Below are 14,764 nucleotides of genomic sequence, written 5' to 3'. Positions count from 1 at the left end.
AGGATATTAACCTGGAGTTAACAGTAGATCGGATTTTTGGTTGGCTGAAAATGTCAGGTAATTAGCTAAAGGTAAGCATTCAGCATATGCTTATGATTTACTGAATACAAAAACCCTAAAATACCATTTACAAATTACCAAATTGTAGAAAGATCTAACACAAATCCTGGCAAAACATCTTCCCCAGACATAGTATCAGGATTGTTGATAATTTCTACAGCTTGATGGGGACGATAAATTTCAGTTTTTCGCTGTTTTCGGTTAATCAACCAGCCAAGTCTTGCCCCATTTTCCATGTATTCTCGCATTTTAGAACGAGTTTTTTCGAGAGAATCGCTAGGAGACATTAACTCTACTACGAAATCGGGACATATCGGGGCAAATCTTTCTTGTTCAACGGGGGTTAAAGCATCCCAGCGCTCTTGCTGAACCCAAGACGCATCAGGAGAGCGGTCTGCACCATTGGGAAGTGTAAATCCAGTGTTAGAGTCAAACACTTTACCCAGATTGTTCTGGCGACTCCAGGCTTTTAGTTGATAGATTAGATCAGCATTTCGTTCACCTGTGGTGCTACCTGTAGGGGACATAATAATTAATTTTCCAGTAGCAGTGCGCTCAAATCTTAAGTCGCTGTTGTCGTGACACAGTTGCCAGAATTGTTCGTCGGTTAAGTCCAGTTTTAATTCTAGAGTAGGCGGTAAGGAGATAGTGGTAGTATTCATGAAAACTCTCTAAATATTGAAAGTTTATCTAGTGTGTTTGTAAGGGATTACTGAAAACTTAAATTAACGATTAACGGGTCTTAATTACCTAGTATATTAAGGGAAAGCTTGAAACGAGCAAAGCCCTTCATCCAATAAGTACTGATCTTATAATTAATAAAATTAAACCTGAAATCCCATAGCCTCAAGTCCCTGACGAAGACGCTCAGCTTCAGCTGGGTTATGGGTTTCGTGAAGTGCGATCGCTTTTTTAAAGGCCGATAAACTCTGATCAACGTTGCCCAATTTAAGCCAAACCACTCCCAAGTTTTGATAAGCCTCTCCATACTCTGGATTGAATTGAATCGCTTGCTGATAGGATGCGATCGCATTTTCCATCTGACCCAAAGCCTTCCAAGTCATGCCCAGATTATTATGTCCAAGGGCAAAACTGGGGTCTATCTTAACTGCCATTTCATAAGCCGTTTTGGCGTGATTCAACTCCCCTGCTGTTAACAACAAACTACCCAAGTTATTGTAAGCTCCTAATTTCAACTGGGGCAAAATCTGTTGTTGAATCGCCTGTTGGTAATGTATTGCTCCTGAGTTAAGCTCTCCTTGGCGAGTATAAGCATTCCCCAGATGGTAGTGCAGTTCAAATAATACCGCTGGCTCTAGCTCCGTGCTAGTTAAACCACGCTTGAGTAACTCCACACCCTGGTCTACTTGATTATTTTGAATATAAAGCGCCCCGAGTTTACTACACACATAAGCATCAAACGGATGACTAGCCAGATAGCCTTCCATCGCCGTAAGGGCTCTCGTCAACTTATTCCGTGATGCGATCGCATCATGGCTATAACCGTAGTGTAAGATTGCCACCTCGGATAGAGACACCACCTGCCATTGGGGTTCCCGTTGTAACACTTGCGCTACAGTATCATCCACCATAGCATGATAGGGACGAGAAAAGCGAATCTCTGGGTGATAGCGAAACAAACGGGAAACCAGAGAATAGGGAGATTGAGTAGCACCCACTTCTTGCCGGACTAGATTAATAACTAGATAGGAACTATTTTGGATAGCCTGCTTGATTTCCGGTACAACTTCCGGTTTCAACACTTCATCAGCATCCAACACCAGTACCCATTCCCCTTCCACATACTTCAACGCCTGATTGCGAGCAGCTGCAAAATCATTGCACCATTCAAACTGATAAACTCTAGCGCCATAGCTATGCGCCACCTCAATCGTTCGATCCGTTGAACCTGTGTCTAGGATGACCATCTCATCCACTACATCCTTGACACTACTCAAACATTGTGGTAAATATCTTTCCTCATCTTTAACAATCATGCATAGGCTTAGCATGGGATCAGTCATTGGTTAGACGGTTAGGAGGTTGAAGGTTAGGAGGTTGAATGTTGTTCGCGTAGCGTGGCCGAAAAGCCAAGGTTAGACGGTTGATGGTTATAAGGTTTAATCTTAAATGTTGACGGTTGAGGCTTAGGCGATTGATGGTTGAAGATTAGAGCTTTAAGAAAAACAAACCTAGATTTCTCACATACAACCTGCAACCTGCAACCTGCAACCTGCAACCTTCAACCTGCAACCTTCAACCTGCAACCTGCCAACCTGTCAACCTCTAAAATCACGAATATCAAACTGTCACCGAAGCTTGAGGTCGAGCAAAAATCATCCTACCTGCTGAGGTCTGCAACGCTGAGGTAACAATAACTGGCAGTTCAACACCCATGTGTTTATACCCTTCTTCTACCACTACCATTGTCCCATCATCGAGATAACCAACTCCCTGGGTAGGTTCTTTACCGCCCTTAAGGATTTTCAGCTCTAGGATGTCACCCGGTAGATACAGAGGACGCACGGCTTGGGCTAAATCATTGACATTCAACACTGGCACCTTTTGGAGTTTAGCCACTTTACTCAAGTTGTAATCATTGGTTAAAAGAGTGCCATTAATTTCCTGGGCAAAACGTACCAATTTGGTATCTACAGTTTGTAGGTCATCGTAATCAGCGGAATGGATCACCAAGCGTTCTGGGTAAACAGCTTGCATCCGATTTAGGATATCTAGCCCCCGCCGTCCCCGAGTTCGCTTCTGATCATTGGCAGCATCGGCAAGTTGCTGCAATTCTAGTAAGACAAACTGGGAAACCAGAATTTGACCTTCGATAAAACCCGTCTCAAGCAGTGCTTCGATCCGACCATCAATGATACAGCTAGTATCTAGAACTTTACTTGAGGCTGATTTAAGCGTGCCTTCTGCCACTAAAACTGATTCGAGGCTATTAGGATTGATCAGCTGCAAGAAGGTGCGACCATGAGTATCGGCTAGACTAATCCCCAAGAAGGAAAACATCACACTTCCTAAAATGGCAGTCAGGGGTTTGATGAAGGAAAATTCAGAAGGGATGGGGAGTAAGAAAATTGGCGCTAGCATCAAATTAGCTAACAGCAGTCCCAGGATCAGACCAATAGCCCTGGTCAAAATTACCTCAATCGGCATTTTTCGCACTTGGGCTTCTACCCGACGGTAAGTTACTTGGGCCATTAACCCTAGCGCTAGTCCGATAATGGCACCAAAGCATGCAGTAGTCGAGCGTAACGCTGTCAAATTGCTGACTTGATCTTGCACATGACCGGGTAGCAATTCCACACTGTCGAAGCCTATGCTTGCTGCTGCTATGATAAATAAAAGTATAATGACGAAGTCAAGCATTCTTCCTTTCCAATTGGTTTTGTAGTTGGTTTTTTAGGAAAACTTTTAAAACGATTGCATAAACTGTCGTCAACCTGATAGTCAACAACTATATTTAGTATATCGTTTACATCGCTGTATTTTCTGATACGACTTAGCTTCAGTAAACCGTTGAATTGCCTAGGCTAACCGAGGAATAGCTTGGGCAATTCAATGGGCTGGAGTTATCTGCTCAAGGGAGTTACAGGGTTCCTACTGTTGACTCTTCTTAAGCGGGTGATCTCGCTCCGGAGGAGATTGAGGTTAGCCAAAAGATGATCATAAAACTAATAAAAAATTTATTTAATTAATAACTGTTCATCCCAGGTATCGGATTGGCTTACCTGATTGAAGTATTACCGTAAAAAGCCAGTGGTCAATTTATTACATAATTATGAGAAATTATGAGAAATTATGAGAAAGTTTGCGATTCTTTAAGAGTCAGTGCTGCCTATGTTCATATTCCCTTTTGCCGACGTCGATGCTATTACTGTGATTTTCCAGTCTCTGTGGTAGGGGATAAGGCCACACAGGGTACCTCTAGCATGATTGATCAGTATGTCGAGGTGTTATGTCAGGAAATTAATATCACTCCAGCCACCACAAGGAGTTTAGACACAGTGTTCTTTGGGGGTGGAACCCCCTCCCTGCTGACAGTTGAACAACTAGCAAAAATCCTAGATACCTTAGACAGGCGCTTTGGAATTGCGGCTGATGCGGAGATTTCCATGGAGATGGATCCAGGAACCTTCACCAAAGATCAGTTAAGGGGATACCGAGATTTGGGGGTCAATCGAGTCAGCTTAGGGGTTCAGGCATTTCAAGATAAATTACTGAGCAATTGTGGCCGTACCCATGACTCTAAAGATATCGTCACTGCTATCGAACTGATCCATCAAGTAGAGGTTCCCGAATTTAGTCTGGATTTAATCTCTGGTCTACCGGATCAAACCTTAGAACAATGGCAGGAGTCTCTGGAAATAACGGTCAAGATTGCCCCTACCCACATTTCCAGCTATGACCTAGTGCTTGAGCCTGTCACTGCCTTTGGCCGCCAGTACACCTCTGGAACTAAGCCGTTACCGACTGATGAAACCACTGCCGTGATGTACCGCTTAGCACAGCAGGTCTTTACTAGCGTGGGGTACGAACATTATGAAATTTCTAACTATGCCTTGCCTGGTCATCAATGCCGTCACAATCGGGTGTATTGGGAAAACCGCCCTTATTACGGTTTTGGCATGGGTGCGGCTAGCTATACTCAAGGATATCGGTTCACTAGACCACGCACGAGGCGGGAGTATTATGCTTGGGTGGAACAGTTGGTACAAGCAGGTGGGGTTTCGGATGGCTCACCCACAACTTCAGAGGATGTGTTGTTAGAAACCCTAATGCTAGGTCTACGGTTGGCAGAGGGGTTGAGTCTGTCTATGCTAGCTGAGAGGTTTGGGGAAAAAATTCTGGAAAAGATTTGGACGGCTTTGCTGCAATACTACGGTTGTAACTGGGTAGAGGTTGTGGGAGATAATGGCGAAAGGGTTAATTTAACCTATGGTCAGAGGTTACCAGTGGCGGGACGGTTGAGATTAACTGACCCGGAAGGGTTTTTGTTCTCCAATACCATTCTGGCTGACTTGTTTCATCTGTTGGGGTAGGAGCCCGTGATTTGTTGATTAACCGCAAAGACGTAAGGGTACACAAAGAAGAAAAGTGGGAATGCTTTATGTGGTGGGAACACCAATTGGTAATTTGCAGGATATGACGTTTCGGGCAGTGGAAATTCTGCAATCCGTGGATTTGATTGCTGCGGAGGATACGCGCCATACCGGGAAGCTATTGCACCATTTTCAAATTAAAACGCCGCAAGTGAGTTACCACGAACACAATCACGACCAGCGTTTACCCGAGTTGTTGAATCGCCTGGGTCAAGGAAATACCATTGCGTTGGTTACCGATGCTGGGATGCCAGGCATTTCTGACCCTGGCTATAAATTGGTGAAGGCTGTTATTGAGGAGGGGATATCGGTAGTGCCCATACCAGGTGCTACTGCTGGAATTACGGCATTAAGTGCTGCAGGACTACCGACAGACCGATTTGTGTTTGAAGGCTTTTTACCCACCAAGGGTCAAAGTCGAAAAAAACGTTTAGACTCTCTCAAGGGGGAACCAAGAACGTTGATTTTGTATGAAGGGCCTCACCGCGTGCTTAATACGTTGCGAGATTTGGCAAACTGTTTGGGAGAAAATCGTAGAATTGTATTGGCTAGGGAATTAACCAAATTGCATGAGGAGTTTTGGCGGGGAACTATTGGGGATGCGATCGCTCATTTTACTCAGCTAGAACCCAAGGGAGAGTTTACCCTAATAATTGGTGGAGCTTCCCAACAAAAGCCTATGTTATCAAAAGCTGAACTAGAAGCTCAATTGATAGAGATTATGGCTCAGGGAGTATCGCGATCCCAAGCGAGTCGTCAGTTAGCTAAGCTAACTCAACTCCCCCGACGTCAACTCTATCAGCTAGCGTTGACAATTCCTTCATCAGTTTTTCCGGTGAAAGATCAAGACTAAGCTTGATTGGTAAATCTTTCTCAATGTTTTGGTTTTTGTTGCTTAACGATTAACAAGTAACAAATAGCAAGTCACAACTAGCAATTAACAATCAACAATCAACAATTAGCAATTAACAAGCAGCAATTAACAAGTAGCAAGTAATGAGTAATCCCTAAAGAAAGCTGCTTTCCTTGCGCTTTGAGTTAAACGACGCCATCTATCTATTCGACATCTATTCGAGTTATGATTTTCAGGATTCACTCCCACTCATCAGGTCCTAACTATAAAGCTAAATTAGTACCATGGGTGACACTCGTTTTAACACTGACTCTGATGTTTGGTTACAAAAGGATTGAAAGCTATTTAGTGCAACCAAAAGTTGCCTTAGTTTTAGGGGGATCTGAATCCCGGGAGAGATTTGCTGCAAAATTTGCTGTAAAGCACCCAGACCTCGACATTTGGGTATCTTCTGGCAGCCCGAAGGGATATGCTAAACGGTTATTTACTCGGGAAGGAATTGACGTCAGTCGCCTCCACCTAGACTACAAAGCGGTGGATACGGTGACTAACTTTACTACCTTAGTGGATCAGTTAGAAGCTCAAGACATCGATAGTGTCTATTTGATTACTTCTGACTATCATATGCGCCGTGCTCGCTTGATTGGTGATATCGTTTTTGGCAGTAGAGGAATTGTTCTCAAGCCCTTACCTGTTCCTTCCGAAAAGTCTCCTGAACCCCTTGATAAAGCTTTGCGAGATGGGGCTAGGGCGTTGCTGTGGTTGACGACAGGTCAGACAGGGGCTGAATTAGGGCAAGCCTCGAAAAGGTTAATCAAGTGAAGTCCGTTAAGAGTTCTTGCACCAGTACGTAGGGTTGTACAATCAGAGCCTGAAACCGCTTGTTCTGGTTGCTGTTCCAATTAGAGAGTTGCTCAAGTAAAGGCTTGTGCATTAGCTGCTCACTGATCCAATGTTGGACAGATAGCACATCATCATTTGCGATCGCTACCCCAACATCCAACAAATCCAGTCCCTCATTCACCACCAGTACTGCATCTCGTTTCACATGAGGAATCAGTAAGTCCCAGGTTGTCTCATCCAAGGATTCCGCCAATTGTACTCTTAAATCCATGTTTAATTCAAGGTTTTCTTAACAGTTCTTCAAACATACAGCAAAATTGCTCCGATGCTTTGTTAGATTTAACCATTTGATCAAAACTCTAATCACCTCAGCCTTCCTCTAACCATTGGGTTATAACGGTTCTCATAGTAATGAGCTACACAAGATTGTTTCCCTGATGAGAAATTCGATTAACATCATCAAACAGAAAATTTGGTTGAGGCGGAATCCCAAACATCGGCGCGCTATAAAACTATTCCTTGGCTTGGCGCTGCTTGGCATCACCGTGCGATCGCTTCCCTATCTTGCTCCCATTCGTGCTAAAGATTTAGTTCAAGATGACCTAGCGGTAGAATTTCGTGACCGCAATGGTTTATCCCTAGGCACCATCCTCAGTCGAGACCAAGACCATACTGCGGTTGTCCCTCTCGATCAAATTTCCCCGCACTTTCTCCATGCTATTCTCGCCGCAGAAGATGGAGAGTTTTATCACCATGGGGCATTAGAGATGCGGGCAATTATGCGATCGCTAATTGAAGCCATTGAGGCGAAACGCATTGTCAGTGGTGCCTCCACCATCACCATGCAACTGGCACGGATGCTGGAACCCAACCCCCGCACTCTACCTGCCAAATTCCAAGAAATTTGGCTATCCTGGCGATTAGCAGCAGGGATGAGTAAAGATGAAATCTTGGCAGCCTATATCAACCGACTCCCTATGGGTGGCAATATCTATGGCTTAGAAGCTGCTGCTCGGATTTATTTTGGCATGCCTGCCAGTGAACTCAATGTTGCTCAAGCCAGCCTATTAGCTGGTCTACCCAATAATCCTAATTATCTCAATCCTTATTATTACTGGGATGCTGCCAAACGGCGGCAAATCTATGTGCTCAAGCGAATGGTAGAGGATGGCTATATCACCGCTACTCAAGCAGACCAAGCTTATGAGGAAGCCATTTCCCTACTACCTCGACAGCAAGGAATAATTGCCGCGCCACACTTTTTATTCTTGGTTGCCAACCAATTACCATCAGAACATCCCTCACAAATCCGTACTACTATCGACCGTCCCCTACAGGAATTTGTTGAAGCCCAAGTGCAGCAAGTAGTTCGCGAGCTTGCCCATAAAAATGTCCATCACGCTGCTGCTATTGTCATTGAAAATAAATCCGGTGAAGTATACGCCTATGTCGGCTCTCCCGATTACTTTTCCGAAGCTGACTTAGGACGCAATGACGGAGTCCAAGCCCTACGTCAACCCGGTTCGACCCTCAAACCTTTTTTATATCACTTAGCCCTAGAGCAACGCATTATTCGTCCCAACACCGTCTTAGCCGACATTCCCACCTATTATGCGATTCCCGGAGCTAGACTCTACAGTCCCACCGATTACAGCGAAACTTTCCTCGGACCAGTTCGCATTCGCGTTGCTCTAGCCAATTCCCTTAATATCCCAGCAGTTAGGGTATTGGAAAAAGTTGGAGTATCAAACTTTCTGTTGCACTTACATCAACTAGGTTTTGAACACCTAACCCAGTCTCCAGAACATTATGGATTAGGATTAACCCTAGGTAGTGGTGAAGTTAGTCTTTGGGAACTAGCTCGCGCCTACCTCACCCTAGCACGACTTGGACAACCCACATCCGTTGTCACTACGCTATCTAGCCCCTCGCCAAATAGGGATGATTTGTCGGTTTATCGAAAACAAGGAAGACAGGGAAGACAGGAAAGACAGGCAAGCGGGGGAAGTAAACAATTGTCAGATCATCAAGCAAGTAAGCAAAGCCCACTATTCAAGCTACCCTACCGGAATGCCAAAGGCGAACAACCAAATAACCTTAAACATTCCAACCTTGAACTTTCAACCCTTTCAACCTGGGCATTAATCACAGATATACTGAGTGACCCTCAAGCTCGTGCTCAGGGGTTTGGTGTCGATTCAGTACTGAATTTACCTTTTCCGGCTGCTGTTAAAACTGGCACCTCTTCTAATTTCCGAGATACTTGGACTGTGGGATTCACCAAAAACTATACCGTTGCCACTTGGGTAGGCAATTTTAATGGTGAGCCCATGGAACAAGTGTCTGGGGTAATTGGTGCTGCTCCCCTCTGGCATCGGATTATGTTACACCTGCATCAATCTCAAGAACCTGCTCCGTTTCAAGCTCCTCCCGGTTTAGTCCAACGTCCAGTGTGTGCCCTTTCCGGTTTGCGTCCCACTCCTGCTTGTCCAACTGTTGTCCAGGAATACTTCTATCCAGACGACCTCCAGGATTACGAACGTCAATCCGATACGTTTTATCAGATCACCAGTGTTGGAGCTAATCAGCAATCGCCCCAGTACATCGTTAATTTACCTGATGAATACAACGAGTGGTTAGCAAGACAACCCCAAGGAAATATAGCGCCAGGGAAACTGAAAATTTTGTCTCCTCGGGAGGGGGATTTATATGTGCTATACCCTACTGAATCCGATCAAGATAGCAACAGTGCTGTTCAACGGCTAGAGTTCAAGGTGGCTGGGCTAAAGTCTGAGTCAGTGGAGTGGTGGTTGAATGGTGAAAAGCTAACTACCGACTCATCCAATTCCTTCTTTTGGCCTCTGGGTCCTGGGGATTGGACCTTGGAGGTAAAAAGTGGTGACATTAGCGATCACGTCACTTTCAAGGTGCAGTTAGCAGAAAACCCACCAACTCGCCGGGGGTTTTCTATTGCTGGCCCTTAGTAATTTGTTAATTGTAAATAGTTAATTTCTAATCTACGTGCATTCATGGGTTATACCGGGCAATTTCAGTAGTTATATTTTTTATGGCAAACTTCAGGAAATATCTGTTGGCAGCTGCGATCGCTGTCTTACTCATCCCAGTTCTAGTACTAACGAATTATACCTATACTGGGGAAATAACATCAAACATCAATGCTAGTGAAGTGTATACAATCCGCTCTTTTCATAGCAAAGATGGCATTGGCAAATTCTATCTGGGTCGAGAAATTGCTAAAGTGATGGGACATCAGGAAATGTTGTGGCTGGAACGCCCTAGCAGGGAATCCCAAGAGCAACCTTCTGTAGTTATTGATGCTCTTAATTTACAAGCTACAGATACTGTGGCAGATATTAGAGCAGGCACTGGTTATTTTACCTTCCGAATCGCTCCTTTGGTACCTGAAGGAAAAGTATTAGCAGTAGATATTCAGCCATAAATGATCGACGTCATTGACTTTTTAACAGAAGATAACAATGTTAATAACGTCGAGACAATATTAGGAAGTGTAACTGACCCTACACTTCCTGAAAATAGTATTGATTTAGCCTTAATAGTAGATGTTTCCCATGAGCTTGAATATCCCCGATAAATGATGGAATCGATTCTTAAAGCTCTCAAGCCAAAGGGAAGAGTTGTGCTGGTGGAATATCGAAAATAAAACCCACTTATTCCTATTAAAGGTTTGCATAAAATGACTCAGAACCAGGGAAAAAAGAAATGGAAGCCGTGAATTTAATTTGGCAAGAAACTAATAATGATTTACCCAGCCAACATTTGATGGTTTTTCAAGTTAGTGACAAGTCAAGTCGCTTCCCTCCAATTCAAAATTAAAAATTATTAATTCAAAATGACAATCAGTGGGGGCTTGTACCCGCCACTGATTGAAGACCACTGAATTTTATTCAGTGGGGGCTTGTACCCAGAATGAATTAATTCAAAATTTCTCATTTTCCTTATCTTGAAGTTTTAATTTTGAATTTTGAATTACCCAAAGGGGTCATTATAGCAGTTCTCAATTAGGTAAGATACTTTCATTCTGGGAGTAGGCAGTAGGCAGTAGGCAGTAGGCAGTGGTAATACATCCCTAGTTGATTAACTCTTGCCTATTGCCTTTTTTTAAGAGATTATATTCACTATTCAAAGAAAAATCCTATAGCTTACCTTGAGAGTAACAAGGTTTTTTTTGAATAGAATGTCGGTGATAAAAATCAGACCATAAGTTGATTCAGATCACAGCAAATTACTGAAATTGTATTTACATTGAATGAAATTAAATTCCGGAGGAATGAGTAGGTGCTAGAAAAGTTAAACGAGATTAAATCAACGCTAAAAAATGTAAAGGAAAAAGTCGATCTGATAGCTGATAAATATGAAGTTGGAGTAAAACCAAACTTTGAGTGTTCTGTTGATCATAAGAGCATTGATGTTAAAAAACATAACAACTGTTATGAAAAATTAAAAGAACTTGGTTATAAGGAGTTAATTGTGGAAAATGATGGTTGTATTGGACCCTCAGATCTATATCGGTATAAAGTTATTGATAACGACGGAAACAAAGTCGTTGAACATTATTCATTAAAAGGGGTCAATGACTTTATAAAAGAAAAAACAAAATAAAAATGCTTAAGCCTCGGATAATCTTGATTGTAAATTGGTGATGATTTGTCGTTTCAGGAGTTTTGCATCTACAGTTTAATCAAGATTTGAATCAAGAAATACGGACATTTTTGATTCAGGGATTTGGCATCTACAGTTTTACACCCAAACATGACCCTGAATTAAAGAACTTAAATAAATCACTGGGTTCTAGTCAAAATTCATCACTTAATTGAACCCACGTCATCTCTAATTATATAATAATTTCAACCATAAGGATTGCCGACCCTAGACACACTACGCACTAGCTTTTGCTGATCTTGTTTTTGTTTCTCATCGCCACTATCATTAATAATCACTAGGATAGTAGAAATCTGATTAACATCAGAAGCATCAGGACAAGAGATAATACATAGATTCACACTGTGTTCTGCTTGAGTATTATGAGATACTAAGGTTTGAGCTGAATAATCTTGGCGACGTTCTTCTTCATTCTTGGCCACTAATGCTAGATCGAACCATTGGGCAAAATTCCCTTCTTTAATGTGGAGCAAGTCCCGTAAAGACTTCTCCTCAATATCTTTCAAACCAATAAAATCCTTAGCGTGATCATTGGCTAGGATAATCTGACCGGTTTTATTGGTAAAAATTACACCACTAGATACATTAAAGACTAAATCTCGCTGCTCTAACTGTTGTTGCTTGACTTTACTGAACAGCTTAGCATTTTGAAGCGCTACACCCGCTTGAATATTAAATGCTTCCATCAAGTCTTGATCCCTACGATCAAAACTTGCCTTCCAGCAATCGGGAGGGTTGGGCCAATCGGCGGGATTGTATGGGGTAAAATTGCCCTGCTTCTTTTTATTGATTAATTGGGTAACAGCAATTAATTGATTATCGGCGTTAAATACAGGCATTCCTAACAAACTACAGGTGCGATAACCGGTTTTGCTATCGGTTTTTTTAGCAGTTTCTGAATTGGGATGGTCATAGAGATCAAACGGAATTATCAGTGGCTGTTTAGTAGTAACAACTTGACCAGCAAAGCCAGCTCCTTTGGGAATCCGAATTTCTTTTAATGTGCCATCAGCAACCGTAATTTTTGTCCATAATTCATCCTGTTCCTCATCTAACATCCAGACTGTGCTGCGATCAGCAGACATTAGCTCTTGAGCCTGATTCATCACTTTATTCAAAGTTTCTTCTAGATCCAAGCTACTTTTACCCAGAGATTGTGTCGCATTTATCAATGCTGAAGCTATTCGTTGTTTCTGAGCTGCTTTATAAAATAAGCGAGAGGATTTAAGAATCATTTGAATGGAGCGGGCGAATTGCGCAAAAAGTTTTTCATCCTCTAATGTAAAGCCTTTTATATTAATTTTATCAGCTAAGGGCGCGTCTAAAACCGGCGGTTGTTTTAACTTATTGAGTAATTGGACAACAGCCACTAAATCTCCGTGTTCATCCAGTAAGGGTAAAGCCAGCATGGTATAAGTACGGTATCCAGTTTTGGTATCCCATTGCTTAGCAGTATTAGAACGGGTATCGTCATATAAATCGTAAGGAATATTGACAGTTTTCTTAGTTTGAGCAACATAACCAGCAATCCCTTTATCCGCAGGCACCCGAATCTCTTCTGAGTCTCCTCCTTCTCCCTTTGCCACAATTGACCAGAGTTCATTTTTGGCTTCATCTAATAAAAAAATAGTCGTGCGATCCGCCTGGAGTATCTCTCCAGTTTTGAAGGTGATAGACCGTAACATTTCATTGAAAATGGAATCAAACCCTTCTCTGTCGATCAGAGTATCCATCATGGATAAGGTTTGATTAAAAACTCGTAAGTCTAATTCAAGGTTGGAAACAATATGTTTAAAACTTTCTGGGGTCAGGTGTTGAAGAGACTCATAGATAGTTTCCTTAGTCGTAGCCGCTAGGGCTGGATTAAGTTTCCCTTGTCGTCTGGCTTCTGAATACCGTTGAATTTCTTCTAATGCCTTTTTAAATTCTCGCTTTTCCCATTCTTGGCTAGTGGTCAAAAACTGATAATCTTGATGGCTTAAGCTTTTCCCAAGCGCCCATCTTAATGCATCCTGTAACTGTTGTCCCCCCAGGAGTCGGGATGTATCCTGACCATCGGACTCTAACCAAGCAGTAATTTCCTTACTATATGGTCGTAAATTTGCTAATTTTTTATCTACCCAATTTTGGTTAAAAACAGCTTGATAAATACGGTTATAAATCTTTAATTTTCCTTGCTTTTCAACTACTAATCCCGATAGCCGCAATTCTATTTGTTCAGAACTGTCATCAGAGGCTATTTCTCCCCGTTGCAGAATTTCCTGATACAATCCCAGTAATCGCCCAGCCCGTTGCTCATTCTTAAGAAGACGATCACGAATAGTTTTAAGATGCTCCGGATTATCATGAGATTTCCAATCATCAATCACTTGCGATCGCACTAATTTATCAACCCACCCTACCTCACCACCTGTTGGGATCGTAGATACAGAATCCAACAGTAGTTTACAAAGCTTTTGGGTCAAGAAAGGTTGACCTCCACTCCAGTACAAGACCTGTTTCAGGACATCCTGGGGATTACTAATTTTTCCTTGTAATCCCTCCGCTAATCCCTGTGCTTCGTGCAACTGAAAGCCATATAGCTGAATCGCCTGACCGATATTAAAGGGTGTGCGTTTTTTATCTTGAATTAAATCTGATGGTGTTGCTACTCCAAGTAGCGCAAACGTAAGGCGTTGGTAGTCTGACTTATCTACACGTTGGTTATAGCAGGCGCGAATAAACGCGAAAAAATCATCAGTGGGAAAATCGAGGCTAAGAACGCTATCAATTTCATCAATAAAAATTACAATATTTTGAGTAACTTGCTGGAGCAAAACCTCTTCAAGAAATTCTCTCAATCGTCGCACCGCAAATATCATTGATCGCTCCCGCCACCAAGTGCGTAAATTAATATCTAGCTCGAAGTCTCTAGCCAGAGAGCGGACAATATTGGCATACCATTGATCGAGAGTGACATGCTGAGTACCATCCATGGATAAATCAATTACTGCACAGGCAACCCCATCTGCTTCAAGCCGACGCATTACTTGCACTCGTAAACTAGATTTTCCAGTCTGTCTTGAGTTCAATACATAACAAAACTGTCCAGCTTTCAATCCTTCATATAAATCATTATCTGCTTGTCGCTTCACATAGGTAAGAGCATCGGCTGGTAAAGTCCCTGAGTATATATATTCGTAGGTCATTTTAT

The 14,764-nt window shown here is 42.6% G+C and carries 12 protein-coding genes; 7 read left to right on the top strand and 5 right to left on the bottom strand.

Features of this window, described 5'->3' with window-relative positions; translation table 11 throughout:
• Nucleotides 1-134: 134 nt before the first annotated feature.
• The 3 genes from BJP34_RS30305 to BJP34_RS30295 all read right to left on the bottom strand — a co-directional run bounded on the left by BJP34_RS30305 (nucleotide 135) and on the right by BJP34_RS30295 (nucleotide 3,441).
• A complete protein-coding gene (locus BJP34_RS30305; RefSeq protein ID WP_070395553.1) occupies nucleotides 135-722 on the bottom strand; it encodes a Uma2 family endonuclease in 588 nt (195 codons plus the stop codon).
• 162 nt (nucleotides 723-884) lie between these two features.
• Nucleotides 885-2,084, bottom strand: coding sequence for a tetratricopeptide repeat protein (locus tag BJP34_RS30300; RefSeq protein ID WP_324610979.1), 1,200 nt, complete (start codon nucleotides 2,082-2,084; stop codon nucleotides 885-887).
• Nucleotides 2,085-2,361: 277 nt separating this feature from the next.
• Entirely contained in the window at nucleotides 2,362-3,441 is a 1,080-nt protein-coding gene (locus BJP34_RS30295) for a PIN/TRAM domain-containing protein (RefSeq protein ID WP_070395551.1), read from the bottom strand.
• 422 nt (nucleotides 3,442-3,863) lie between these two features.
• Between BJP34_RS30295 and hemW the strand changes: the two genes are divergently transcribed.
• The 3 genes from hemW (at nucleotide 3,864) to BJP34_RS30280 (ending at nucleotide 6,849) form a co-directional block, all read left to right on the top strand.
• Nucleotides 3,864-5,114: a radical SAM family heme chaperone HemW gene (hemW, locus tag BJP34_RS30290; protein ID WP_070395550.1), complete on the top strand. Its 1,251-nt coding sequence runs from the start codon at nucleotides 3,864-3,866 to the stop codon at nucleotides 5,112-5,114.
• A 61-nt stretch (nucleotides 5,115-5,175) separates the two neighbouring features.
• On the top strand, nucleotides 5,176-6,027 hold the full coding sequence (gene rsmI / locus BJP34_RS30285) for a 16S rRNA (cytidine(1402)-2'-O)-methyltransferase (protein WP_070395549.1): 852 nt from the start codon (nucleotides 5,176-5,178) through the stop codon (nucleotides 6,025-6,027).
• Nucleotides 6,028-6,315: 288 nt separating this feature from the next.
• Nucleotides 6,316-6,849 (top strand): YdcF family protein, encoded by a 534-nt coding sequence (locus tag BJP34_RS30280; protein ID WP_418904081.1) that lies wholly within the window; start codon nucleotides 6,316-6,318, stop codon nucleotides 6,847-6,849.
• Here BJP34_RS30280 and BJP34_RS30275 read toward each other — a convergent pair.
• Nucleotides 6,842-7,141 (bottom strand): DUF2288 domain-containing protein, encoded by a 300-nt coding sequence (locus BJP34_RS30275; protein WP_070395547.1) that lies wholly within the window; start codon nucleotides 7,139-7,141, stop codon nucleotides 6,842-6,844. The genes BJP34_RS30280 and BJP34_RS30275 overlap by 8 nt on opposite strands.
• A gap of 166 nt (nucleotides 7,142-7,307) precedes the next feature.
• Here BJP34_RS30275 and BJP34_RS48025 point away from each other — a divergent pair, with 166 nt between their 5' ends.
• The 4 genes from BJP34_RS48025 (at nucleotide 7,308) to BJP34_RS30260 (ending at nucleotide 11,511) form a co-directional block, all read left to right on the top strand.
• The gene (locus BJP34_RS48025) at nucleotides 7,308-9,854 is read left to right on the top strand and encodes a penicillin-binding protein 1C (RefSeq protein WP_083305423.1); all 2,547 of its coding nucleotides are present in this window, start codon (nucleotides 7,308-7,310) and stop codon (nucleotides 9,852-9,854) included.
• Nucleotides 9,855-9,937: 83 nt separating this feature from the next.
• Nucleotides 9,938-10,330: a hypothetical protein gene (locus BJP34_RS50180; RefSeq protein WP_324610978.1), complete on the top strand. Its 393-nt coding sequence runs from the start codon at nucleotides 9,938-9,940 to the stop codon at nucleotides 10,328-10,330.
• Nucleotides 10,331-10,483, top strand: a complete 153-nt coding sequence (locus BJP34_RS50175) for a hypothetical protein (RefSeq protein ID WP_324610976.1) — start codon at nucleotides 10,331-10,333, stop codon at nucleotides 10,481-10,483.
• 704 nt (nucleotides 10,484-11,187) lie between these two features.
• A complete protein-coding gene (locus tag BJP34_RS30260) occupies nucleotides 11,188-11,511 on the top strand; it encodes a hypothetical protein (RefSeq protein WP_070395546.1) in 324 nt (107 codons plus the stop codon).
• 245 nt (nucleotides 11,512-11,756) lie between these two features.
• Here the strand turns inward: BJP34_RS30260 and BJP34_RS48020 are convergent, their stop codons facing one another.
• Entirely contained in the window at nucleotides 11,757-14,759 is a 3,003-nt protein-coding gene (locus BJP34_RS48020) for an AAA-like domain-containing protein (RefSeq protein ID WP_070395545.1), read from the bottom strand.
• Nucleotides 14,760-14,764: the final 5 nt, after the last annotated feature.

The sequence above is a fragment of the Moorena producens PAL-8-15-08-1 genome (assembly GCF_001767235.1).
In the GTDB taxonomy this organism is placed as follows: Bacteria; Cyanobacteriota; Cyanobacteriia; order Cyanobacteriales; family Coleofasciculaceae; genus Moorena; species Moorena producens_A.
Note: the sequence above shows the minus strand (reverse complement) of the source record. Positions and strands in the feature narration are given on the sequence as shown.